The 22,201-nt window shown below is 59.6% G+C and carries 18 protein-coding genes; 14 read left to right on the top strand and 4 right to left on the bottom strand.

The window, feature by feature from the left end:
- Positions 1–297 precede the first annotated feature (297 nt).
- Complete coding sequence (locus tag WNY37_RS12135) at positions 298–2,673, top strand: TonB-dependent receptor plug domain-containing protein (RefSeq protein ID WP_342973650.1); 2,376 nt, start codon at positions 298–300, stop codon at positions 2,671–2,673.
- Positions 2,674–2,774: 101 nt separating this feature from the next.
- On the opposite strand, the gene WNY37_RS12130 is transcribed toward WNY37_RS12135, so the two are convergent.
- From WNY37_RS12130 to WNY37_RS12120, 3 genes are read right to left on the bottom strand one after another with little or no spacing between them, the layout of a single operon-like run.
- Positions 2,775–4,133 (bottom strand): 8-oxoguanine deaminase, encoded by a 1,359-nt coding sequence (locus tag WNY37_RS12130; RefSeq protein ID WP_342973649.1) that lies wholly within the window; start codon positions 4,131–4,133, stop codon positions 2,775–2,777.
- Positions 4,130–5,509 (bottom strand): nucleobase:cation symporter-2 family protein, encoded by a 1,380-nt coding sequence (locus WNY37_RS12125; protein ID WP_342973648.1) that lies wholly within the window; start codon positions 5,507–5,509, stop codon positions 4,130–4,132. The genes WNY37_RS12130 and WNY37_RS12125 overlap by 4 nt, the downstream gene beginning before the upstream one ends.
- Positions 5,506–6,804, bottom strand: a complete 1,299-nt coding sequence (locus tag WNY37_RS12120; RefSeq protein WP_342973647.1) for an NCS2 family permease — start codon at positions 6,802–6,804, stop codon at positions 5,506–5,508. The genes WNY37_RS12125 and WNY37_RS12120 overlap by 4 nt, the downstream gene beginning before the upstream one ends.
- A gap of 247 nt (positions 6,805–7,051) precedes the next feature.
- Between WNY37_RS12120 and xdhA the strand changes: the two genes are divergently transcribed.
- Genes xdhA through xdhC form a run of 3 tightly spaced genes read left to right on the top strand, consistent with a single transcriptional unit; the run spans position 7,052 to position 11,870 of the window.
- Positions 7,052–8,506 (top strand): xanthine dehydrogenase small subunit, encoded by a 1,455-nt coding sequence (xdhA, locus tag WNY37_RS12115; RefSeq protein ID WP_342973646.1) that lies wholly within the window; start codon positions 7,052–7,054, stop codon positions 8,504–8,506.
- Positions 8,506–10,842 carry a xanthine dehydrogenase molybdopterin binding subunit gene (xdhB, locus tag WNY37_RS12110; protein ID WP_342973645.1) on the top strand — a complete coding sequence of 779 codons (2,337 nt, stop codon included), beginning with the start codon at positions 8,506–8,508 and terminating at the stop codon, positions 10,840–10,842. The genes xdhA and xdhB overlap by 1 nt, the downstream gene beginning before the upstream one ends.
- Positions 10,839–11,870, top strand: a complete 1,032-nt coding sequence (xdhC, locus tag WNY37_RS12105; protein ID WP_342973644.1) for a xanthine dehydrogenase accessory protein XdhC — start codon at positions 10,839–10,841, stop codon at positions 11,868–11,870. Before xdhB ends, xdhC begins: the two co-directional genes overlap by 4 nt.
- Here xdhC and WNY37_RS12100 read toward each other — a convergent pair.
- On the bottom strand, positions 11,810–12,814 hold the full coding sequence (locus WNY37_RS12100; protein WP_342973643.1) for a bile acid:sodium symporter family protein: 1,005 nt from the start codon (positions 12,812–12,814) through the stop codon (positions 11,810–11,812). The two genes, xdhC and WNY37_RS12100, sit on opposite strands and share 61 nt — an antisense overlap.
- A gap of 267 nt (positions 12,815–13,081) precedes the next feature.
- On the opposite strand from WNY37_RS12100, the gene WNY37_RS12095 reads away from it, so the two are divergent.
- Genes WNY37_RS12095 through uraH form a run of 10 tightly spaced genes read left to right on the top strand, consistent with a single transcriptional unit; the run spans position 13,082 to position 22,151 of the window.
- Positions 13,082–13,255 (top strand): hypothetical protein, encoded by a 174-nt coding sequence (locus WNY37_RS12095; protein ID WP_342973642.1) that lies wholly within the window; start codon positions 13,082–13,084, stop codon positions 13,253–13,255.
- Complete coding sequence (locus tag WNY37_RS12090; protein ID WP_342973641.1) at positions 13,255–14,580, top strand: AtzE family amidohydrolase; 1,326 nt, start codon at positions 13,255–13,257, stop codon at positions 14,578–14,580. The genes WNY37_RS12095 and WNY37_RS12090 overlap by 1 nt, the downstream gene beginning before the upstream one ends.
- Positions 14,580–16,166: a gamma-glutamyltransferase gene (gene ggt / locus WNY37_RS12085; protein WP_342973640.1), complete on the top strand. Its 1,587-nt coding sequence runs from the start codon at positions 14,580–14,582 to the stop codon at positions 16,164–16,166. The genes WNY37_RS12090 and ggt overlap by 1 nt, the downstream gene beginning before the upstream one ends.
- The gene (locus tag WNY37_RS12080) at positions 16,160–17,443 is read left to right on the top strand and encodes an allantoate amidohydrolase (RefSeq protein WP_342973639.1); all 1,284 of its coding nucleotides are present in this window, start codon (positions 16,160–16,162) and stop codon (positions 17,441–17,443) included. The genes ggt and WNY37_RS12080 overlap by 7 nt, the downstream gene beginning before the upstream one ends.
- Positions 17,418–18,644: an alanine--glyoxylate aminotransferase family protein gene (locus tag WNY37_RS12075; protein WP_342973638.1), complete on the top strand. Its 1,227-nt coding sequence runs from the start codon at positions 17,418–17,420 to the stop codon at positions 18,642–18,644. The genes WNY37_RS12080 and WNY37_RS12075 overlap by 26 nt, the downstream gene beginning before the upstream one ends.
- Positions 18,641–19,531, top strand: coding sequence for an allantoinase PuuE (puuE, locus tag WNY37_RS12070; protein ID WP_342973637.1), 891 nt, complete (start codon positions 18,641–18,643; stop codon positions 19,529–19,531). Before WNY37_RS12075 ends, puuE begins: the two co-directional genes overlap by 4 nt.
- On the top strand, positions 19,521–19,901 hold the full coding sequence (gene hpxZ / locus WNY37_RS12065; RefSeq protein ID WP_342973636.1) for an oxalurate catabolism protein HpxZ: 381 nt from the start codon (positions 19,521–19,523) through the stop codon (positions 19,899–19,901). Before puuE ends, hpxZ begins: the two co-directional genes overlap by 11 nt.
- Positions 19,898–20,401, top strand: a complete 504-nt coding sequence (uraD, locus tag WNY37_RS12060; protein WP_342973635.1) for a 2-oxo-4-hydroxy-4-carboxy-5-ureidoimidazoline decarboxylase — start codon at positions 19,898–19,900, stop codon at positions 20,399–20,401. The genes hpxZ and uraD overlap by 4 nt, the downstream gene beginning before the upstream one ends.
- Complete coding sequence (locus WNY37_RS12055; RefSeq protein ID WP_342973634.1) at positions 20,398–21,816, top strand: NAD(P)/FAD-dependent oxidoreductase; 1,419 nt, start codon at positions 20,398–20,400, stop codon at positions 21,814–21,816. The genes uraD and WNY37_RS12055 overlap by 4 nt, the downstream gene beginning before the upstream one ends.
- Positions 21,816–22,151: a hydroxyisourate hydrolase gene (gene uraH, locus WNY37_RS12050; protein ID WP_342973633.1), complete on the top strand. Its 336-nt coding sequence runs from the start codon at positions 21,816–21,818 to the stop codon at positions 22,149–22,151. The genes WNY37_RS12055 and uraH overlap by 1 nt, the downstream gene beginning before the upstream one ends.
- Positions 22,152–22,201 lie beyond the last annotated feature (50 nt).

The following is a 22,201-nucleotide window of genomic DNA, read 5'->3' as shown; positions in this document are numbered from 1 at the left end:
CGCTTTCCGCGCCGAGAATCTGTTCCTCACGCTATGCAGACATTCATAGCGTCAAATCGGTTATCGAGTCGTGCGATCTCTATAGCGATAGTCTTTTCGGAAGATCAGAACCCTCTGAAAAGGCCGCGAACAGTGCGAGTTGGCTCCTTAATTTTGAGTTGGAATTATTATCGAACACGTGAGGGGTAAGCGAATATGTCGAATAAGCAGGAGGTCTCTGGGGCCAACATCCATGCAGTAGGGGGTAGCGAGGAGCGAAAGTCTCGTAGCGCCACATCGCCATTCCAGGCGAAATTCATGTTGTCAGCGGCTGGTCTCGCCATGCTGGCCGCCATGCCAAATACGGCCTTGGCGCAGGAAGAAGAAGCCGAAGCGCGGCAGGAAACCGTGATTGTCACGGGCAGCCTTCGCGCCCTTCCGGTTGAAGATGTCGGTTCGGTTTTCGGTTTCGACAAAACGCTCACGGAAATTCCGCGCTCCGCGTCGACCATTTCATCCGACCAGATCGAACGTTTCGGCATTACCGACATTTACGGTCTCGTCGCGCAATCGCCAGGTACTTTCACCAACTCCTTCTTCGGTGTTGGTGGCGCGCTCGATATTCGTGGACAGGCCGGTGAGACCTATTTCCGTGGTGTCCGCCGCCTCGACAACCCGGGCAACTACGCAACGCCAATCGCGGCGGCTGACCGTATCGACATCGTGCGCGGCCCGGCCTCGCCGATCTACGGTCCGTCCAAGTCAGGCGGGTACATGAACTTCGTGCCGAAGTCCGCACGGATCGAGGGCGGCAAATACATGGCCGCACCTGAAGGCGAGATCACGTATACGGGCGGTAGCTGGGACAAGAGCGTGCTCAGCGGGACCATCACGGGGCCGGGCAACCTGTTTGGCCAAGCGTTCGGCTACAACCTCTATGCTGAGATCGAAGATTCCGGCAGCTACTACAACAACATCTCGACGCAGCAGACGATTCTGCAGGCCGCCTTCGATACGAACATTACTGAGAAGCTGCGGGCCGAGTTCGGCGTGATGTACCATGATTTCGAAGGGGCCCAGAATGGTGGCTGGAACCGCCTGAGCCAGGACCTTGTCGACAATGGAACCTATGTCACAGGCACCGCTCAGCCGCTCGACACGGATGGCGACGGTCAACTGTCTCAAGCCGAGTTCGACGCCGTGGGCGTATTCAACCCGTTCGGGGCGTTTGCGTGCGGTGGCGGGGCCACGGCCGATGGCTGGACCGATGCCTGCCTGACGGCGGCCTATCCCTATCTCGCCCTGGAGAATGTCGGGACAGCGAAACTCTCACGCCAGAATGTTCTCACCGGGCCTGAAGATTCGCTGCAAAACGAAGACATCGCCATGTACTTCGACCTGATCTGGGAAGGGGACGACGGCTTCGAGATCAAGAATCAGATGTTCTATGAGTCGTATGATAACCGGAACCTCAACTCCTACGGCTTCGCACAGTTTCACGACTCGTGGGTGTTTGAAGACAAGATCGTCATCGCAAATGAATTCGAGTTCGATGGTCTGACGGTGAATACGCAGCTGTCTCCGTCCATCCGCTACACGGAATACCGTCACGGCGACGATTTTGACTATGAGTTCTTCCATCGTGTCGATCTTACCCAAGGCTATGATGCGCGCTCAGATCGTCTTCTGGCGCTTGAGTGCGACTGTGGCTGGGCGGACTACAATGTCGGCAACTATACCGATTATGGTATCGCAGGCCTGGTCGATGCTGAATTCGACTTTGGTCTGGGCGTCTTGCTCGGTATTCGTCACGACACGATCGCCGCAGAAGCGGTTTCCGGTCGCTACAGCCAGGGTGGGTCCGGTGACGAGTCTGATAGCGGCGTTTCCTGGAATGCGTCGGTCAACTACAAGACCCCGTTTGGCGTCATTCCGTATGTGACCTTCTCAGAGCAGACAGTGGTTATCGCTGGACAGGGTGCTGACATTTCGGGTCCTGACGTTGCGGCGAAAACCTTCCTTACAGCGACAGAAATGAGAGAGGTCGGCGTTAAGGGCGATTTCCTTGATGGTCGTCTGTATGCTGCCGTTTCCTATTATGAGCAGGAGCGGACTGATCGGAACGTTCAGTCAACAACGGTCAATCAGGACATCAAGACCGAAGGCCTTGAGGCTGAGATGCGCTGGTCTGTCAGCGACAGCTTCCTCATCACGGCGGCCTACACCAATAGCAAAATCGTCAACGAAACCTTTTTGACTGACGGCACAGCGTTCAGCTTCTTTGGTATCGACGATATGCCGAACGTGACCGATCCGTCACTGATCTATGGCGGTCAGCCAATTGGCCTCGTCCTTATTCCGGATGAAGATGCTGCCAAGCGCCAGGGTATTCCTGAGAACATGTACTCGATCACCGGGACGTATGACTTCGGGAATGGTTTCTCGGTATCAGGCAGTGCTGTGAACGTGGAAGAAGTTTTCTCGGGTCAGTCTCGCGCCGTCAAACTGCCCGGTTATACGCTGGTTGATCTGTCTGCCTCCTATGAGATCGACGACTGGCTGTTCCGGGTCTCTGTGAAGAACGCAACGGATGAAGAGTACTTCCGCGCCAACTTCACTGAGCTGTTCGGTTCAACGATCGTGCTTCCTGAGAAGCCTCGGAGCGTGCAGGCATCCGTGATCTACAAGTTCTGATCGAAACGGTCTGAGCCATAGAAAAGAGACCGCCCGGAGAGTGATCTCCGGGCGGTTTTCTTTGTTGTGCTCGTGTGTGTCGCTGTGGGCCGATCGATCGTTTAGCCCATGAGCCACTTCAGAGAAGCTTCGGCGTGATTGCGGATATCATTGACGTCATCGTCGCCATTCAGGTGTCCGTCCACCACGATCGCTTTGCCGTCGACATAGACATGACGGGCGGACACGGGCGCGCAGAGCACGAGCGCGGCAATCGGGTCCCATGCCCCTGCTGTTTGCAGCCCCGTCGTGTCCCAGACGGTGAGATCGGCCCGCTTGCCCGCTTCAAGGGTCCCGCAATCGGAGCGGCCCAGCATCTCGGCGCCGCCTCGCGTGGCGAGATGCAAGGCAGCTCGTGCGCTCATGGCATCTGCGCCGTTGGCGACCCTTTGCAGCAACATGGCCTGCCGCGCTTCCAGCAGGAGATGGCCAGCATCATTCGAGGCAGACCCATCAACCCCCAGCCCGATTGGGACGCCTGCCGAAAGCATCTGCCGGACCGGCGCAATCCCGGAACCGAGCCGGCAATTGGAGCAAGGGCAATGCGCGACACCTGTCCCGGTGCGAGCGAAGAGTTCAATCTCGTCCGCATCGAGTTTCACACAATGCGCATGCCAGACATCGGGCCCGACCCATCCCAAACGCTCGGCATATTCGCCCGGTCGGCAGCCGAATTTTTCGAGGCTGTAGGCGATATCCTGATCATTTTCAGCCAGATGCGTGTGCATCATGACGCCCTTGTCGCGGGCAAGAAGGGCCGTGTCACGCATCAGGTCTTGGCTCACAGAAAAAGGAGAGCAGGGTGCCAGCGCGACGCGAAGCATCGCTCCGTCGGATGGGTCATGAAACCTGTCGATGGCGTCGATACAATCTTTGAGGATATCCGCTTCGTTCTCGACCATTGAGTCCGGCGGCAGACCGCCCTGGCTCTCGCCGATGCTCATCGAACCGCGCGTCGGGTGGAAGCGAATGCCGATTGACTGGGCCGCCTGGATCGAGTGCTCAAGACTGTCTGGATGTGGGTGGAAATAGAGGTGATCGGTGCTCATCGTGCAGCCGGAGAGGGCCAGTTCAGCGAGCCCCAGCTGCGCTGAATGGAAGATCTCGTCCAGCCGGTAGCGAGACCAGATCGGATACAGCGTCTTGAGCCAATCAAACAGCAGCGCGTCCTGACCGGCCGGGACAGCGCGGGTGAGTGTCTGGAAGAGATGGTGGTGTGTGTTGACGAGGCCGGGCGTGACAACACACCCGTCCGCCCGTACGATCTCGTCGGCCTCTGTGTGCCACTCAGAGAGTTCAGCTTGTGGGCCAACTTGCCGGACAACGCCGTTTTCGATCAGGATCGCGCCCATTTCGATTTCCGTGCCGGCATCGTCCATAACCGCCACGACGTCTGCATTGCAGATCAGCGTCGTCGTCACGCGACGTCTTCTTCAAGCTCAGGCAGGCAGAGGTTGAGGACGACGGCGATAAAGGTCGCAGGAAGAAGGCCGGACGTCAGAAACATGCGGATGCTTTCAGGCACGTGTTGAAGCGCGCCGGGCTCCAGCTGCAGGCCAAAGCCCAGCGAAATCGACAGCGCAAAGATAAGCATGTTTCGCTGGGTCCAGTCGACCTTTGACAGGATGGAAATTGACGCCGACGCGACCATGCCGAACATGATGATCACGCCGCCGCCAAGCACTTCGATCGGGACCGTGATGATAAACGCACCGATCTTTGGCAGCAGGCCGCACAAAATAAGGAAGATGGCGCCGAGCGTGACGATGTGACGGCTCATGATGCCGGTCATGGCAATGAGCCCGACATTCTGACTGAACGACGTATTGGGCAGGCTTCCGAAGATGGCTGCTCCGAAGGTGCCAAGGCCATCGGCCAGCGTCGCGCCCGACAACTCCTCGTCCTTTGCTTCGCGTCCAGCGCCGCCCTCTGTAATCGCGCTGACATCGCCAACCGTCTCGATCGCCGAAATGATTCCCATCAGGCAAAACCCGACTACAGCGGCGATGGAGAAGTTGAAGCCGAACGCAAATGGCACCGGGACAGACACCCAGCCTGCTGCGCCCACCTCGGCCAGGTTCACACGCCCCATGGCGAAGGCCAGCGCGTACCCGACCAAAAGCCCGAGCAGAACAGACGCGGATGACCACATGCCGCGCGTGAAGAATTTGAAGCCGAACGTCGCGACGATGACCGTTCCGGCGAGGAGCCAGCTCTGCCAGCCGCCATATTCAGCTGTGCCGATGAGGGGGACGCCGCCGGCAGCATACTGAATGCCAACCTGTAACAGTGACAGCGCAATCATCGCCACCACCAAACCTGTTACCAGTGGCGGAAAGGCAAAGCGCAGGCGTTTCACGAAGATGCTGAGGCCAGCGTGAAATAGCCCGCCGAATAGCGCGCCTGTCGTGAGCACCGCCATGGCCTCAACGCCCTTGCCGGCCACCAATGGAATCATGATCGGAAGGAAAGCGAAGCTGGTGCCCTGCACGATTGGAAGCTGCGACCCGACCGGCCCAAAGCCGATCGTCTGCAAAAGCGTCGCCGCGCCTGCAAACAGCATCGACATCTGGATCATGTAGAGAAGGGCCGAGATGTCAGGCGACCCATACCCGAACCCAGCCGCACCCGCGACAATGATGGCCGGCGTCACATTCGAGATGAACATCGCCAATATGTGTTGGATGCTCAGAGGGATCGCGGCGGCGAAGCCGGGGAAGTAGTCAGGATCGCGGCGTTGTTCAGCCGTCATGAGAGGCGTGGGCGAAGGCTTTCGCGGAGCCTCAGCCTCGCTCATGCCGCATCCAGGAAGATGAACTTGGCCAGGAACAGGGCTGCCAGGACAATGACGCCGACGCTAAGCTCTTTCCACTTGCCTGAACCGATCTTGATTGCGGTGTAAGCGATGAAGCCAAGGCCGAGGCCGGTCGCAATCGAATAGGTCAGCGGCATCGCAACGGCGGTAATGACCGACGGCACGTAGCAGGTTGCGTCGTCCCAATCGATATCCGCAAGCGCGCCCACCATAACGCACCCGACAAAAACCAGGGCAGGCCCTGTCGCATAGGATTGGATCGCGCCGGCGAGCGGAGCAAAGAACAGCGCCACCAGAAACATGATGCCGACAACAATCGCGGTCAGGCCTGTCCGGCCGCCTGCATTCACGCCTGCGATGCTCTCGACATAGGAGGTTGCCGATGAGGTGCCGAGTGCCGCCCCGATCATCGTGGAGGTACTATCGGCCAGCAGCGCCTTGCGAAGGTTTTTGACGTGTCCGTTTTCGTCCAGAAGGCCTGCCTTGTGCGCAACAGATACGAGTGTGCCAGCTGTGTCGAACATGTCGACGAAAAGGAAGGAGATGACCACGGCGATGAGCGCGACTTCGAAGGCTTTTGCCCAGTCGAGCTGCAGGAAGGTTGGCGCAATCGATGGCGGTGCGGAGACGATGCCGCTGGGTTCGGCAACGCCGAGCAGCATGCCCAGAATGGTAATGCCCAGCATGCCGAGCAGAATGCCGCCTGGCACCTTCCGCGTCTCGAGAATGGCGATGGTCACGAAGCACAGAATGGCGAGCAGGGTCGGCGTTGCGGACAGGTCGCCCAGGCCGACCAGCGTTGCTGGATTATCGACGACGATGCCGACACTTGTGAGGCCGATAATAATCAGGAAGAAGCCGATGCCCGCCCCGATAGCGAGTTTCAGTTCCATGGGGATGGAGTTGATGATCCACTCGCGGACCGGCAGCAGGCTGAGGATCACAAAGATCGTGCCCGACATGAAGACCGCCATCAGCGCGGTCTGCCACGCCACGCCCATCCCGATCACGACACCATAGGTAAAGAAGGCATTGAGACCCATGCCGGGGGCAATTGCGATCGGATAATTCGCGTAAGCGCCCATGATCAGGGAGCCGACAGCCGCGGCGAGGCATGTGGCGACGAAGACGGCACCCGGGTCCATGCCGGCCTGGGAAAGTATGTCGGGATTGACGAAGATGATGTAGGACATGGACAGGAAAGTGGTCAGCCCTGCCACCACTTCCGTCCTTACAGTCGTTCCGCGCGCTTGAAGTCCAAAAAACCTGTCGAGCATCGCCCGGTTACCTCCCATTCCCTCAGTCGCGCCAGACTGGCGTGCATCGGTCAGGACGTAAAATCGCTCGACATCAAAACCTGCAGGAACATCAACGCTGTGCGCTTTTCTGTCAGGCCAGGGCGGGACCGCAGCACTTCTGGGCAGAATTGATGCAACCGCACCAATCTGCCGGCTTGCTCACCTGATTGACTGACAAGCCGTGCCGCAGGGGGCATAATGCTGCAATGATCACAGGAGCCTTCGCATGATCCGCTTTGTCATGGATGGTCGGCTGAGGACGCTGGAAAATTGCGATCCCACCCAGACCGTACTGGAATGGCTGCGCGAAGAAGAAAACCGCACCGGCACAAAGGAAGGCTGCGCTGAAGGCGATTGCGGCGCATGTACCGTGGCATTGGGAGATCTCGTGGACGGGAAGGTCCGCTACCGCGCCATCAATGCCTGTATCGTTTTTCTGCCCATGCTTCACGGACGCGAACTGGTGACGGTTGAATCGATCGGCTCGTCAAAGGCGATGCATCCGGTCCAGCAGGCCATGGTCGACAATCACGGGTCGCAGTGTGGCTTCTGCACACCGGGCTTCATAATGTCGCTTTTTGCGCGCTATCAGGATAGCGACGCGGCGCTGCCTTCATCGGCAAATACGGTGCTGGCCGGTAATCTATGCCGGTGCACCGGTTACGGCCCGATCCAGCAATCTGCCGAGGAAGTTGTGCCGGACCCGTCGATCCAGAACCGGTTCGGTGGGCCGGACACAATCAAGCTCCTGCAGAAGATCGCTGACGAACCGGCTGGAGAACTTCGTTTCTCAGACGCCGCTTTTCAGACAGAGCGCCTCGGTTACGTGCCGGTGACGGAAGCGTCGCTGGCGGACCTGCTGACGGCCCATCCGGACGCGACAGTGGTCGCCGGCGCAACGGATGTCGGTCTCTGGGTCACCAAGGCCCTGAAGAACCTCGAAACGGTCATCTTTCTCGGCAACATCAATTCGCTCCAGACGGTGGACGAAACCGATGCCGGGCTGAAGATTGGGGCAGGCGTCAAATACAGTGATGCGCTGTCGGTCTTGTCGGCCCTGCACACTGATATCGGTGCCCTACTGACACGCCTCGGCTCGGTCCAGGTCAGGAATAGCGGCACGATTGGTGGCAATATCGCGAACGGGTCGCCCATCGGCGACACACCGCCAATCCTCATCGCGCTGGACGCGACGCTGACACTTGGGTCGGCGAATGGGGAGCGGTCGCTGGCGCTTGAAGACTTCTTTATCGACTATGGGAAGCAGGATTTGAGGCCAGGCGAATATGTGAAGTCGGTCACGGTCCCGCCCATCACGTCCGATGTCGTGTTCCGCACTTACAAGATTTCAAAACGATTCGATCAGGATATTTCCGCTGTCTGCGCGGCCTTTGCCATCAAAGTATCCGGCGGCATCGTGCAGTCAGCCCGCATAGCCTTTGGCGGTATGGCGCCAACGCCGAAGCGCGCGGCAGCCTGCGAGATGGCGCTCTCAGGTAAACCGTGGACTCTGGAAACCGTTGAGCAGGCCTGTGCTGAAATGGCGAAGGATTACACGCCGATCACCGACATGCGAGCGTCGGCTGACTACCGCCTGAAGGTGGCGCAAAATCTTCTCAAGAAAGCCTTCCTTGAGGCGACAGGAAAAACGCGCACGCGCATTCTGGAGGCGCAGGCCTGATGCTCGACAAAACCGCTCAAGATGCCCCGGAAGATACGGTGAAAGGCGACGTGCGACAGGCAAGCAAGCATGACAGCGCGCACCTGCACGTCACCGGTGAGGCGCAATATATCGACGATGTGCCAGAGCCGGCGGGCTGCCTGCATCTCTATGTCGCCAAAAGTGAGCGCGCTCACGGGAAGATCCGGAGTATGGATTTGTCCTCTGTCGAGGCATCACCCGGTGTCGTCGCCGTGGTCACTGCGGCTGACATTCCGGGCGCGAATGACATCGGGCCAGTCATCAAGGATGATCCGCTTTTTGCCGACGGTACGGTGCTCTATCACGGCCAGTGCCTTTTCGCCGTCGTGGCAACGAGCCGAAAGGCCGCCCGGCTCGCGGCGTTGCGGGCCGCTGTCGAATACGAAGATCAGGTTCCACTCGTCACGATCGGTGATGCCCGTACCGCGTCGTCCTTGATTGAGGATGAGCAGGTGATGACATTGGGGGATGCGGATGCTGCCATCAATGCGGCGCCGTTCAAACTCTCCGGCAAACTGGTCGAAGGCGGACAGGACCATTTCTACCTCGAGGGACAGGTCGCGCTCGCGATTCCCGGCGAGAATGGCGAACTCCTGATCCATTCCTCGACGCAGAATCCCACCGAGGCGCAGCACCTGATCGCGGCTCTTCTCAACATCCCCGACAGTCAGGTCAGCGTTGTCGTGCGACGGATGGGCGGCGGTTTTGGCGGCAAGGAAACGCAGTCGACGCTCCTCGCCGCTGCAGCAGCGCTAGGCGCCTTGAAAACCGGTAAAGCCGTCAAGTTTCGCATGGACCGGGACGATGACATGATCATGACCGGCAAGCGACACGATTTCGAAGTGGGCTGGACCGCCGGCTTTGATGCGCGCGGCGTTTTGCAGGGGGCGAGCTTCGATCTTGCCAGCCGCTGTGGCTTCTCGACAGATCTTTCGCTGGCGATCAATGACCGCGCCATGTTTCATGCGGACAATTGTTACTTCTTCGGCAACGCCAGGATCGTCTCTAACCGCATGCGAACCCATACCGTGTCGAACACGGCATTTCGGGGCTTCGGTGGGCCGCAGGGCATGGTGGGCGTTGAGCAGATGATGGACGCCGTCGCATTCGAGGTGGGCCGCGACCCACTCGATGTGCGGCTCGACAATCTTTACGGTGAAGGCCGCGATCTGACGCCATATCATCAGACGGTCGAGGACTTTGTTGCCCGCCAGTTGATGGATGAGCTCGCCGGGTCCTCAGACTATCGCGCCCGGCGGGCCGAGATCGAAGCGTTCAACAAGCAGGAAGGCACGATCAAGCGCGGCATTGCATTGACGCCCGTCAAGTTCGGTATCTCCTTCACGACCACCCATCTCAATCAGGCCGGCGCGCTCATCAATGTTTACACAGATGGCAGCATTCAGCTGAACCATGGCGGCACCGAAATGGGGCAGGGGCTGATGGTCAAAGTCGCGCAGGTGGTGGCGCACGAGTTCCAGGTCGATATTGATCGCATTCGCATCATGGCGACATCGACCGACAAGGTGCCAAATACGTCAGCAACGGCGGCATCGTCAGGCTCTGACCTGAATGGCATGGCCGCAAAGGCAGCCGCTGAGACCATCAAGGCGCGGCTCGTCGCCTTTGTGGCTGAGCGGGAAGGCGTGGACGCTGACGACGTTGTTTTCACGAACAACAAGATTCTGGCTGACGGCAAAGAATTCACCTTTCAGGAGATCGTTCAAGCGGCCTATCTGGCGCGGATATCCTTGTCTGCGACGGGCTATTACCGGACGCCGAAAATCCATTACGACCGCGCGAAGCATCAGGGGCGGCCCTTCTACTATTTCGCCTATGGCGCGGCCGTCTCCGAGGTCGAGATCGACACGCTGACGGGCGAGAACCGGACGGTCCGAACTGATATCCTGCACGAGGTTGGGCAATCGCTGAACCCGGCCATCGACATGGGGCAAATCGAAGGTGGATTCATTCAGGGCATGGGCTGGCTGACGACGGAGGAGCTTGTCTATGACGAGCGGGGGCGGCTGCGCACACATGCTCCTTCTACATACAAGATCCCGACAGCCTCTGACCGGCCGGCCGCTATGAACATCAAAATCTGGGACAAAGGCCGAAATGAAGAGCGCACCATTCACCGCTCCAAAGCCGTCGGTGAGCCGCCCTTCATGCTAGCGATCTCCGTGCTCTCAGCGCTGACGCATGCCGTCTCCGGCGCGACCGGGCATAAAGTCTGGCCACGCCTCGATGCGCCAGCGACTCCCGAGCGCATCCTCATGGCTGTTGAGGCTGCGTGCGCCGAGGCGGCAACATGAAACGTCTTGAATGGGCGGCACAGGCGCTGAAGCTGATTGAAGCCGAGGGCGCAGCGACCCTGATCACGCAATGCATCGTTGAAGGGTCGGCGCCGCGCGAAGCGGGCACGAAAATGCTGGTCAGTGCTTCGAGTGTCATCGGCACAATTGGCGGCGGCAACCTCGAACACCAGGCCATCCGTCAGGCTCGGGCGCTGCTGGAGCGAGCTGATCTCCCGCACCTGTTGCAGGATTACCCGCTGGGTCCGCTCCTGCGCCAGTGCTGTGGAGGGCATGTGCGCCTGCTCCTGGAGCGCCTTGATGAGAACGATACCGATTGGTTGACCGCATGCGCTGACGCGGAAACAACTTCGGCTCCCATTGAACTTGTTACTCGGCTTGATGGGCAGTCCCCTCGAAAGTCAGTCCGGCGCGTCGCTGAGGGGCGAGCGGTGGCACAACCATGGTTCATGAGCACAGATGGAGACGCGTTTCCGGTCGCGCGCCCGCCGCGTGAGGCCTGCGGGATCCTGGTTGAACCGATTGAAAAACGGGCCCCGACAATCATGCTCTTTGGCGCGGGTCATGTGGGAGAAGCGATCGCGCATGTGCTTTCGATTGCCGACTTCAATATTCGTTGGTTCGACAGCCGCGAAGACTATACCGGCGAGAAGAGTGGCATCGAAATCGAATCGCTTGACGACGCCGATGCCGCAGTTTCCAGCGGCCAGCCCGACGCGATCTGGCTCATCCTGACCCATGATCACGAGCTCGACTATCAGCTTACGCGTGCCATACTTCTGCGAAGCGACTTTGCTTATTGCGGTCTGATCGGCTCGAAGACGAAACGGGCGCGTTTCCTGAAACGCTTGCAGGGTGATGGCGTCCCGGAAGACGCGATCGCCCGCCTGACGTCACCGATCGGATTGCCGGAGCTGGACGGAAAGGCCCCTGCAATGATCGCCGTCTCCGTGGCTGCACAACTCCATCAGCTTGCCGGCGCGTCGGCGGCAGCGGCTTCCAGCATCTCTTCGGTCTTGCGCGCATAGCGCTGCGCCATGACGGCACACGCCATCAGCTGGAGCTGGTGATACAGCATCAGCGGCAACATGATCAGGCCAAGGCTTGGATTTCCAGCAAACAGGATCTGCGCAATCGGGGCGCCATTGGCGAGGCTTTTCGTCGATCCGCAGAACACGGTTGCCGATTCATCATCCAAGGGCAGAGAGAGGCGTTTGGATGCAAAGATCGTATAGCTGAAGGCGAGGCCCAGAAAGACCAGGACGAGCGCGATCGTCACGACAAATTCGACGAGAGAGAACTGCGACCAGACCCCGCCTGCTGTCGATTCCGCAAATGAGCTGAACACGATGAGCAGGATCACACCGCGATCGATCTTGGAGGTGATGGATTTGTATTTGACCAGCAGCGTTTTGATCAATGGTCGCGCAAGCTGACCCAGAATGAAGGGGAGGAGCAGCGTGATCGCAATGTCGACCATGGCGTCGAGGACCGAAAAGTTCGTTTCGCCTGTCGCCGTCACAATCGACATCAGTGCCGGCGTGATGATCATGCCGAGAAGCCCGGAAAGGGTCGCATTGAAGACGGCGACGGGGACGTTGCCTCTCGCCAGCGCCGTCATGGCGACAGATGAAGACACGGTGGAGGGCAGGGCGGCGACGAAGAAAAAGCCAAGCAGAAGGAATTCCGGCAATGTCTGCCTCAGGCTGAAATAGAGGATCAGGCCGAGGATTGGAAACACAACAAAGGTCGTGGTCTGGATCAGCAGGTGAACGCGCCAGTTCTTCAGACCGGTCACCAGCTTCTGGCGATCAAGGTTCGCGCCGTGCAGGAAGAACACAAGCGCGATGCCCCACTCGGTCACGGTGCCAAGTCTCAATGGCCCATCACTGGTTCCGAGCTGCGGAAAGATAAGCGCCAATATGACGGCGCCGATCATCAGCAAAACGAAACGGTCTGGAATAAACTTCATGTTGCCCCTCAAGCTTCGTCGCGCAGCCTAGACGGCTCTCCACGCGATGCGCCAGCATCTTCTGTTCCAGTCGTCGTTAGAAGTCACGCATTGCCCGCAGAACTGACGCGTTGGCCCCGAACCTTACAAACCGTGTTCAGAATTCGGGCGAATTGCGCATGTGCTGCTACGAATTACCGGCTCTGATTGATCGCGAAGCAGGCCGGTGCCACAACAGAAACTGAGAACTTTGCGGGCCCAGGTGACGGAACCGCAATGAGAGGGACCATGTCGTCGGATCAGGAACAGACGCCAATATCACTGGATCGGAACGATCTGGAAGCGAAAGCTGATCGGCTTGGCGTTAAGCTTGAAGACGAGATGCTGCCGGCCATCCGCCAGAATCTGGAATTGCTGTTGGCACATCATGCAAAGGTCCGCGCGGCCAGGGCAGGCGACTGATGTCTGTTAACGGTGTCGTCTCGGGTGGCGCGGTAGAAGCGGTTTCGGCCGCACTCGGTGCTGTGGAACGCTTCGATGATGAGCTGAATTGCTTTACGCGGATTTGCCGGTCGGAAGCGCTCAGCGCCGCCGCTGACCTGGACGAGCGCCTGAAACAGGGAGAGGCGCCGGGGCCGCTTTCCGGCGTGCCGTTTGCGGTAAAAGATCTGTTTGATGTCAAAGGCTTGCCCACCACAGCGGGCTCGGCGATCCTGCAGCATGCGCCTGCGGCGAAGCAAGAAGCGCCGGTCGTCGAACGCCTCAAGCAAGCGGGGGCGATCCTCACCGGCACACTCAATATGGATGAGTTTGCCTACGGCTTTGCAACGGTGAACAGCCATTTCGGCGTGACGCACAACCCGCATGATCCAACGCGTCTCGCTGGCGGTTCTTCTGGCGGCTCGGCGGCGGCTGTGGCGGCTGGACTGGTGCCTCTGTCACTGGGCTCCGACACGAATGGGTCAGTGCGTGTGCCAGCGAGCCTGTGCGGGATATTTGGCCTGAGGCCGACGCATGGCGCCTTTCCAATGGAGGGGGTGTACCCATTTGTAGACCGTCTCGACACGGCTGGCATCTTCACACGGTCAATGGATCTGATGCGCGCTGCCTTTCGCGTCCTCGGACAGACGGAAGCAACCAACCCGGCGCCAGACACTCTGAAGGTCGGTCTGCTGGGCGGTTGGTTCAAAAAGGGCGGTCAGCAGGTCGCCTTCGACGCGGCGCAGACTGTATTCGAAGCACTGGGCGGCGAAGATGAGGTCGTTCTTGATCTGGCAGAAGCGGGCCGGTCGGCGTCTTTTCTGATCACCGCGTACGAGGGTGGGTGCCTTCACCTGCCATATCTGCGCACGCAGCCAATGGATTATGACCCCGCTGTGCGCGACCGCCTGATCGCTGGGGCCATGTTACCGGACAAGATGATGGCGGACGCTCGCGAAATGGCGGACCGCTCAATTCAGGAAGTGTGGTACAGGCTCGATGAGTATGACGTACTCATCGCGCCGGCGACGCCATGCACCGCGCCAGACATTGAGGCCGGCACGATCGAAATAGATGGGGAGATGGTTTCCGCCCGCGCAAACCTTGGGCTGTACACACAGCCTTTGAGCTTGCCTGGCGTGCCGATCCTGTCGGTCCCGGTTCGTCAGAATAAAGGCCTTCCAATGGGCGTGCAGCTCATTGCTGCGCGCGGTCGCGAGGAAGTGTTGTTTGACGTTGCCGAACGCCTGCTGGCTGAGGGCGTGGTGGCTATCGAAACGCCAAGAATATTTGCCGGGGCCACGTGATGGTGGAAGGCACCCCTCCAAGCAAGGGCATGGTCACAAGCCCTCATCATCTCGCGAGCGAGGCGGGGCTGGCGGTGTTGAAAGATGGCGGCAACGCTGTCGAAGCCTGCGTCGCCACCGCAGCGGCGCTGGCCGTGGTCTATCCTCATATGACGGGCATTGGCGGAGATGGGTTCTGGCTCGTTTCCGAACCGGATGGCTCGGTCTACAGCATCAATGCCTGCGGCGCGGCTGGGGAGAAGGTCTCCCTGTCGCTCTACGAGGCCGCCAATCTGAAAACCGTGCCGTGGCGCGGTCCGCTTGCGGCGATCACGACGGCTGGCACCATATCCGGCTGGGACGCGGCCCTGGAGAAGACGGGCAGTTCGCTGCCTCTATCGCGCCTGCTGCGTGACGCCGCTCACTATGCGCGAGAGGGCGTCACGGTTACCCAGGGCGGGTCCGACGTCGCGGCCGCAAAGGATGCGGAGCTGAAAGACGTTCCGGGTTATGCCGATGTCTTTCGACCGGCGGGCGAACCGCTCAAAGCCGGCGATCGGCTCAAACAACCCGCACTGGCGCGAACGCTTGAAAGCCTCGCAGAACAGGGACTGCGCGCGTTCTATGAGGGCGATCTCGCCAACGATATTGCCGATGAACTGGAAGTGGTCGGCAGCCCGCTCACGCGATCAGACCTGCAAAACCATACTGCGGAATTTCATGAGCCGCTGACTATGACGGTCCGCGAGGCGAGGCTCTTCAACACCGCGCCGCCGACGCAGGGCCTAACGTCGTTGCTGATTCTGTCTCTCTTTGATCGGCAGGATCCGAATGAAGCGGAGGGCTTCGATCACATTCACGGGCTCGTCGAAGCGACAAAGCAGGCCTTCATCCGCTACCGGCAGATCGGCCTTGGCGATGCGGCCTACATGACGGCCAGTGCTCAGAGTGTGCTGGACGATACGGCAGCCATTGAAGCCATGGCGGCAGACATCGATCCCACGATGGCCATGCCCTGGCCGCGGCCCAGTCAGCCCGGTGACACAACATGGTTCGGCGCCGCCGATTCTGAAGGCCGGGTCGTCAGCGTGATTCAATCTACCTATTTCGAATTCGGATCGGGCATCGTGCTGCCAAAGACAGGCATCGTCTGGCAAAATCGCGGTGCGAGTTTCCGCCTGGCGGAATCCGGCTGGAATGCTCTCAAACCCGGTCGCAAACCCTTCCATACGCTCAACCCGGCCTTGGCGAAATTTCATGACGGGCGCGTCCTGGCTTACGGAACGATGGGCGGCGAGGGGCAGCCCCAGACGCAGGCTGCCATCTTCTCCCGTTTCGCCCGGTTTGGCGTTCCGCTGCAGGAGGCTGTGGACCGACCGCGCTGGCTTCTGGGGCGCACTTGGGGCCAGCAGAGCATTTCCCTGAAACTTGAAGCGCGCTTTCCCAAGGGCTTGTGCGACGCGCTGGCAAAGGCCGGGCACGACATAGAAATGGTCGAGGATTTCTCGACCTTGATGGGACATGCCGGAGCGATCTGTCTGTACCCGGATGGAAGGATGGAAGGCGCCAGCGATCCGAGAAGTGATGGGGCGGTAGCGACATGGTAGGGGCATCCGGACATCGCGCGATCGATCGCTGTCTTGAGCTTGGAAAGCAGCCCTTTAGTGCAACTTCGAACTCGCTCTATCGCGGTTATCTCACGTCCGCGCACGCCGCAGCCGTCAACAGAACGAGCGAATGGATGCAAGAGGCCGGAATGACGGTCCGCATGGATGCGGCCGGTAATCTCATCGGGCGCTATGAAGCAGTCGCTCCAGATCGCAAAGTGCTGCTCATCGGGTCGCATATCGACTCGGTCCGCAATGGTGGCTGCTATGATGGCCCGCTCGGCGTTATGCTCGGCATTGAATGTGTCGCTGCGCTTAATGCTGCTGGCAAGCGGATGCCATTTGCCATCGAAGTGATCGCTTTCGGCGATGAGGAAGGCTCTCGTTTCGAGGTGGCGATGATGTGCTCGCGCGCCGTGGTCGGGGAGGTCGTCACCGGCGCGGCGGATCTTCAGGATGCGGACGGCGTCACAATGGCTCAAGCGCTCTATCACTTCGAAAGTGAACTCTCCATTCCGATGCCGGAAGGCAGTTTGTCTGCGGCCAGGCGCCATCCGGGCGATGTGTTGGCCTTTCTTGAGGCGCATATTGAGCAGGGCCCTGTCCTGGAGGCAGAGGATTTGTCAGTCGGGGCGGTATCCGGTATTGCAGCGCAGCTTCGGTATGAAGTCCGGATCAAGGGCGATGCTGGCCATGCGGGGACAACCGCCATGCATTTGCGGCGCGACGCGCTCGCCGGCGCAGCTGAAATTATGGTCGAAATTGAGCGCCTTGCCGGGCTCGGCGATGTCGACGAAGTCGCGACTGTCGGCCGGATCGAGGCATTCCCCGGTGCGGCGAATGTCGTTCCTGGAGAAACGCGCTTTCTGCTTGATGTGCGCGCGGGCGACCAGACGCGCCGGGACGCGCTGGCCGATCGTATTATTCAACGGGCTGAGGATATCTGCCGGCGACGCAAGCTGGAGATCACGCTTGGCAAACTTCAGGATCTTGCGGCGGCGCCGTGCGATCCGGATCTGGTAAATCTGATGGAAGATGCGCTGGAGGCCTGCGGGCAAAAGCGGCGAACACTGGTCAGCGGCGCCGGACATGATGCGATGATCCTGTCTGAGCTTTGTCCGGCCGTGATGCTGTTCATTCGTTGCGAAGGCGGGATCAGCCATAACCCTGCCGAACATGCTGAACCGGCCGACGCGGAAGACGCGTTGCAGGTCATGATGAAATTTCTCGAATTAATGGAGGCACGGGCGGATGACCGGCTCTTACAAGCAAATTGATCCACCGCAGCGATTGCTGATGGGGCCGGGCCCCGTCAATGCGCATCCCCGTGTTCTACGGGCCATGTCAGCGGACCTCCTCGGACAATTCGATCCGGAGTTCACCGCCTATATGAATGAGGTGATGGCGCTCTACCGGCCGATATTCGGGACAGAGAACAAGTGGACCTTCCTCGTCGATGGCACCGCCCGCTCGGCCATCGAGGCGTCGCTCATTTCTCTCGCCAAGCCGGGAGACCGAGTTCTGGTGCTGAACTTTGGGCGGTTCGGCCTGCTGCTGACGGAAATCCTCGGCCGGATCGGGGCGCAGGTGCGAACCGTGGATGCCGAATGGGGCAAGACCGTACCGCTGGATGAGGTTGCCGCCGCGATTGCGGAGTTTGAGCCCAAAGTCGTTGCGACGGTTCACGGTGATACGTCGACGACAATGGCGCAGCCGCTTGAAGGCTTGGGAGCCCTTTGCCGCGAAGCGGGTGCGCTCTCCTATGTCGACGCGACGGCGACGATTGGCGGGATGGAAATTGCGTCGGACCGGTGGGGCGTCGACATCGTGACGGGCGGTCTTCAGAAATGCCTCGGCGGGCCTTCCGGCTCAGCGCCTATAACGATTTCCGATCACGCCGCAGAGCATATTTTTGCGCGCCGGCATACCGAACTCGGAATTCAGCGGGATGATCTGGAGCAGGGCAGCGGCCAGCGCATTGGATCCAATTATTTCGACCTCGCCATGGTCATGGATTACTGGTCGGAGAAGCGTCTCAATCACCATACAGAAGCGACCAGCATGCTTTATGCGGCCCGCGAGTGCGCTTGCGTTTGCCATGACGAAGGCCTGGACGCCCGCTTCGCCCGCCATGCCGCAGCCGGCGAAGCGATGACGGCGGGCCTTCGGGCGATGGGGCTGACCGTGTTTGGCGACGATGCCACCCGAATGACCAATGTCACTGGCGTCTATATCCCGGACGGCGTGGAGAGTGAGCGTGTGCGCACACGAATGCGCGAAGACTTCGAAATTGAAATCGGCACAAGCTTTGGTCCTTTGCATGGCAAGATCTGGCGTATCGGCGCGATGGGCTACAATGCCCGCAAGCATAAAGTCCTGATAACGCTGGGCGCGCTTGAAGCCGTCCTTCGCGCAGAAGGTTTCGGCGTCGCCGCCGGGGCAGGGGTCGATGCAGCGCTTGAGGTCTACGCGTCATGATGCGCGATCTTGTTGGATATGGAGCAAACCCGCCCAACCCAAATTGGCCTGGTGGAGCCAGGACGGCCGTCCAGTTTGTCGTGAACTATGAAGAGGGCGCCGAAAACAACGTCATCAACGGCGACAAGGGCTCCGAAGCATTCCTGTCAGAAATGGTCGGCGCGGGGTCGCACGAAGGCATGCGGTCCATGGCAATGGAAAGCCTCTACGAATATGGCTCGCGCGCCGGCTTCTGGCGGCTTCACCGCCTCTTCACGTCACGAGGCGTGCCGATGACAGTTTTTGGCGTTGCGAAAGCGATGGAGATGAATCCCGAAGCGGTGGAGGCCATGCTGGCCGCTGACTGGGAGGTCGCCAGCCACGGCCTGAAGTGGATTGATTACCAGTATGTCGATGAAGCCGTGGAGCGGGCACATATTGCCGAAGCCATCGACATCCACACGCGTCTGACCGGCAGCCGTCCGCTTGGTTTTTACCAGGGGCGCACCAGTCCGAATACGGCGCGTCTCGTCGTGGAAGAGGGCGGCTTCACCTACGACGCTGATAGCTATGCCGACGATTTGCCTTACTATGACAGTCGCCATGGCAAGCCACAGCTTATCGTTCCGTATACGCTGGATGTGAACGACATGAAGATCGTGGCGTATAACGGCTTTGCGGAGGGTGAAGAGTTCTTCCGTTATCTGAGGGATACGTTTGATGTGCTGCATTCCGAAGGCGGTCGAATGATGTCGATCGGCCTTCACGGACGCATTGCCGGGCGGCCGGGCCGTACGCTCGCCATATCCCGCTTTCTCGATCACATTCTCAACACGGACGATGTGTGGATCGCGCGGCGGATCGATATCGCAAATCATTGGCTAAAGGAGCATCCGTATGAAGATTGATGATCCTGCGGTCGTTTCCGAGGTGCGCGAAGCGTTGGCACGATACGAAAAAGCACTCATGGAAGATGATATTGCGGCCATGGACGACCTCTTCCGGCAGGCGCCTCAGACCGTGCGATACGGCGTCGGCGAGGTGTTGTACGGCTATGATGAGATCGCGGCCTTTCGCAGAGGGCGCGGTGGGTCTCCACAGCGAAAACTCGGACGTGTCGAGATCGCCACCTATGGAGACAGTTTCGCCACCGCCAATGTCGAATTCTTCCGTGAAGGGACAGACAGGCGCGGCCGGCAGAGCCAGTCCTGGGTGAAGTTTCCTGACGGCTGGAAGGTCGTCTCTGCGCACGTCTCGATAGAAGGGTCCGGCTCATGACGATCGATGACGTGAATGCCATGGACCGCTCCGCCTTCATCGAAGCATTCGGCGATCTATACGAGCATAGCCCCTGGATTGTTGCCGAAAGCGCTGAGCGCGGACCCTTCAAGGATCGCGATCATCTACAGTCTGCGATGACGCACGTGGTGGAAACGGCCGGAGAGGACCGGCAGCTCTCGCTTCTGCGTGCTCACCCGGAATTGGCTGGCAAGGCCGCCATGGACAAGACCCTGACCGATGCGTCCACCGCCGAACAGGCATCGGCGGGTCTCGACCGGATGACGCCCGCCGAATACGAGGAGTTTCATGCGCTCAACGCCGCCTATCGCGAGCGCTTCGATTTTCCATTCATCATCTGCGTGCGACTAACCGACAAGCCGGGCATTCTGAGAGCCATGCGCGAAAGACTTCAGAATGACCGCGAAACCGAATTCCGCACGGCGCTCGACGAAGTTTCAAAGATCGTCGGGATCCGACTGGAGGAGATCATGTCATGACTGGCCTTGCCGAACACAATGCGCGTGTGCGCTATGACCTCGAAGCCCTGGGGCTCAACGCGCCGACCTGGGTTGAACCGCGCGAAGGGGTCTATGATGTTGTTATCGTCGGCGGCGGGCAGAGTGGCATGGGCGCGGCCTTCGCGCTCCGCAAGGAACGCGTCACCAATGTTCTGATCCTCGATGAGAATGAGAAAGGCCTCGAAGGCCCGTGGGTGACCTATGCGCGCATGATCACACTGCGAACGCCCAAGGACCTGCTTTCCATCGATTGCGGTATCCCCTCCCTGACGTTTCGGGAATACTGGGTCGCCCAGCACGGGGAAGAAGGTTGGGATTCTATCGACAAGATCCCCCGAAAGGACTGGATGGGCTACCTCCGCTGGTATCGGGATATCCTCGACCTGCCGGTCCAGAACGAGTCGAAAGTGACGAAAATTACGCCGACAGGAGGTGGCATTCACGAGCTGAACGTAACCACGCCGTCCGGCCCGCAAACCATAAAGGCCCGCAAGGTGATCCTCGCGACGGGCATCCAGGGGGGCGGCGAGTGGCACACGCCTGACTTCATCAAGGATGCGCTGCCGAAATCGCGATACGCACACACCTCCGAAGCGATCGATTATGAAGCGCTCAAAGGCAAGCGTGTCGGTATCCTCGGCGGCGGAGCCTCGGCATTCGACAATGCCCAGCATGCGCTCTCACTCGGTGTCGACACGGTCGATGTCTTCATGCGCCGCAAGAAAATGCCGCGTATCAACCCGATCCGGTTCATGGAGAAGACGGGCGTCGTGCCCCGCTTTGCCGCGTTGGACGATGCGCGCAAATACGAGGTCATCTCGCACTTCATCACGATGAACCAACCTCCGACGAATGACACATTTCAGAGGGCAGCGGCTTATCCCGGCTTTGGCCTTCATCTCGGCTCTCCCTGGGAAGCGGTGCGCGACACCGGGACTGGCGTCGAAGTCACGACGCCAAAAGGCACGTTGACCTATGACTTCGTTGTTCTTTCGACCGGCATGCTGACCGATGTCGAGCTGCGCCCCGAACTCTCAGAAGTCGCCGATAGCATTGCGCGCTGGGGCGACGTATTCGACGCGCCGGAAGCGATCAGGAACCGGCTCCTCGACTTGCATCCCTATCTCGGCGACGGATTCGAATTCACGCCCCGTACGCCGGAAGACGCTGCGGATGTGCACGGCCTCTTCGCGTTTAATTACTCTACGCTGGTCAGCCTCGGGCTGTCAGCGTCCGCGCTGACAGGGCTGCCTTACGCGCTCCCACGCCTGGCAAAGGCGGTTGCTGATCAGCTCTTCCTTGACGACAAGGGCGCATGGCTGGAAGCCTATCTCGGCTATAACGATGAAGAGTTTGTTAGCGAATGGACGCCGGACGAAAAGGTAAGGGCATAATGGGACTGTCGACGCATGTGCTTGACCTTGTCACCGGACAGCCGGCGCGGGACGTGTCGGTTTCAGTGTCGCTTAACGGCAAGGAAATCAAACGCGATAAGACGAATGATGATGGCCGCTGCGCGGACCTGCTGGACGGCGGGTCGCTGGAAAAAGGCATTTACAAGCTGACGTTTCAGGCGGGGTCATATTTGCGCACGACCCATCCGGGCGAAGGCGAAGCCCCCTTCTTTGACGTGATCGATATTCAATTCACCGTCTCGGACACGGGACGCCACTACCACGTGCCGCTGCTGCTGTCGCCGTATGGCTATTCGACCTATCGCGGAAGCTAGGACCCAGAGTAGGGGCCGAGTGATTGCCTTGAATTGTCTGGAAGCTTGCA

The sequence above is a fragment of the Henriciella sp. AS95 genome (genome assembly GCF_038900055.1).
Taxonomy (GTDB): Bacteria; Pseudomonadota; Alphaproteobacteria; order Caulobacterales; family Hyphomonadaceae; genus Henriciella.
The sequence above is the reverse complement of the archived record's forward strand: the minus strand, read 5'-3'. Positions and strand labels throughout refer to the sequence as shown.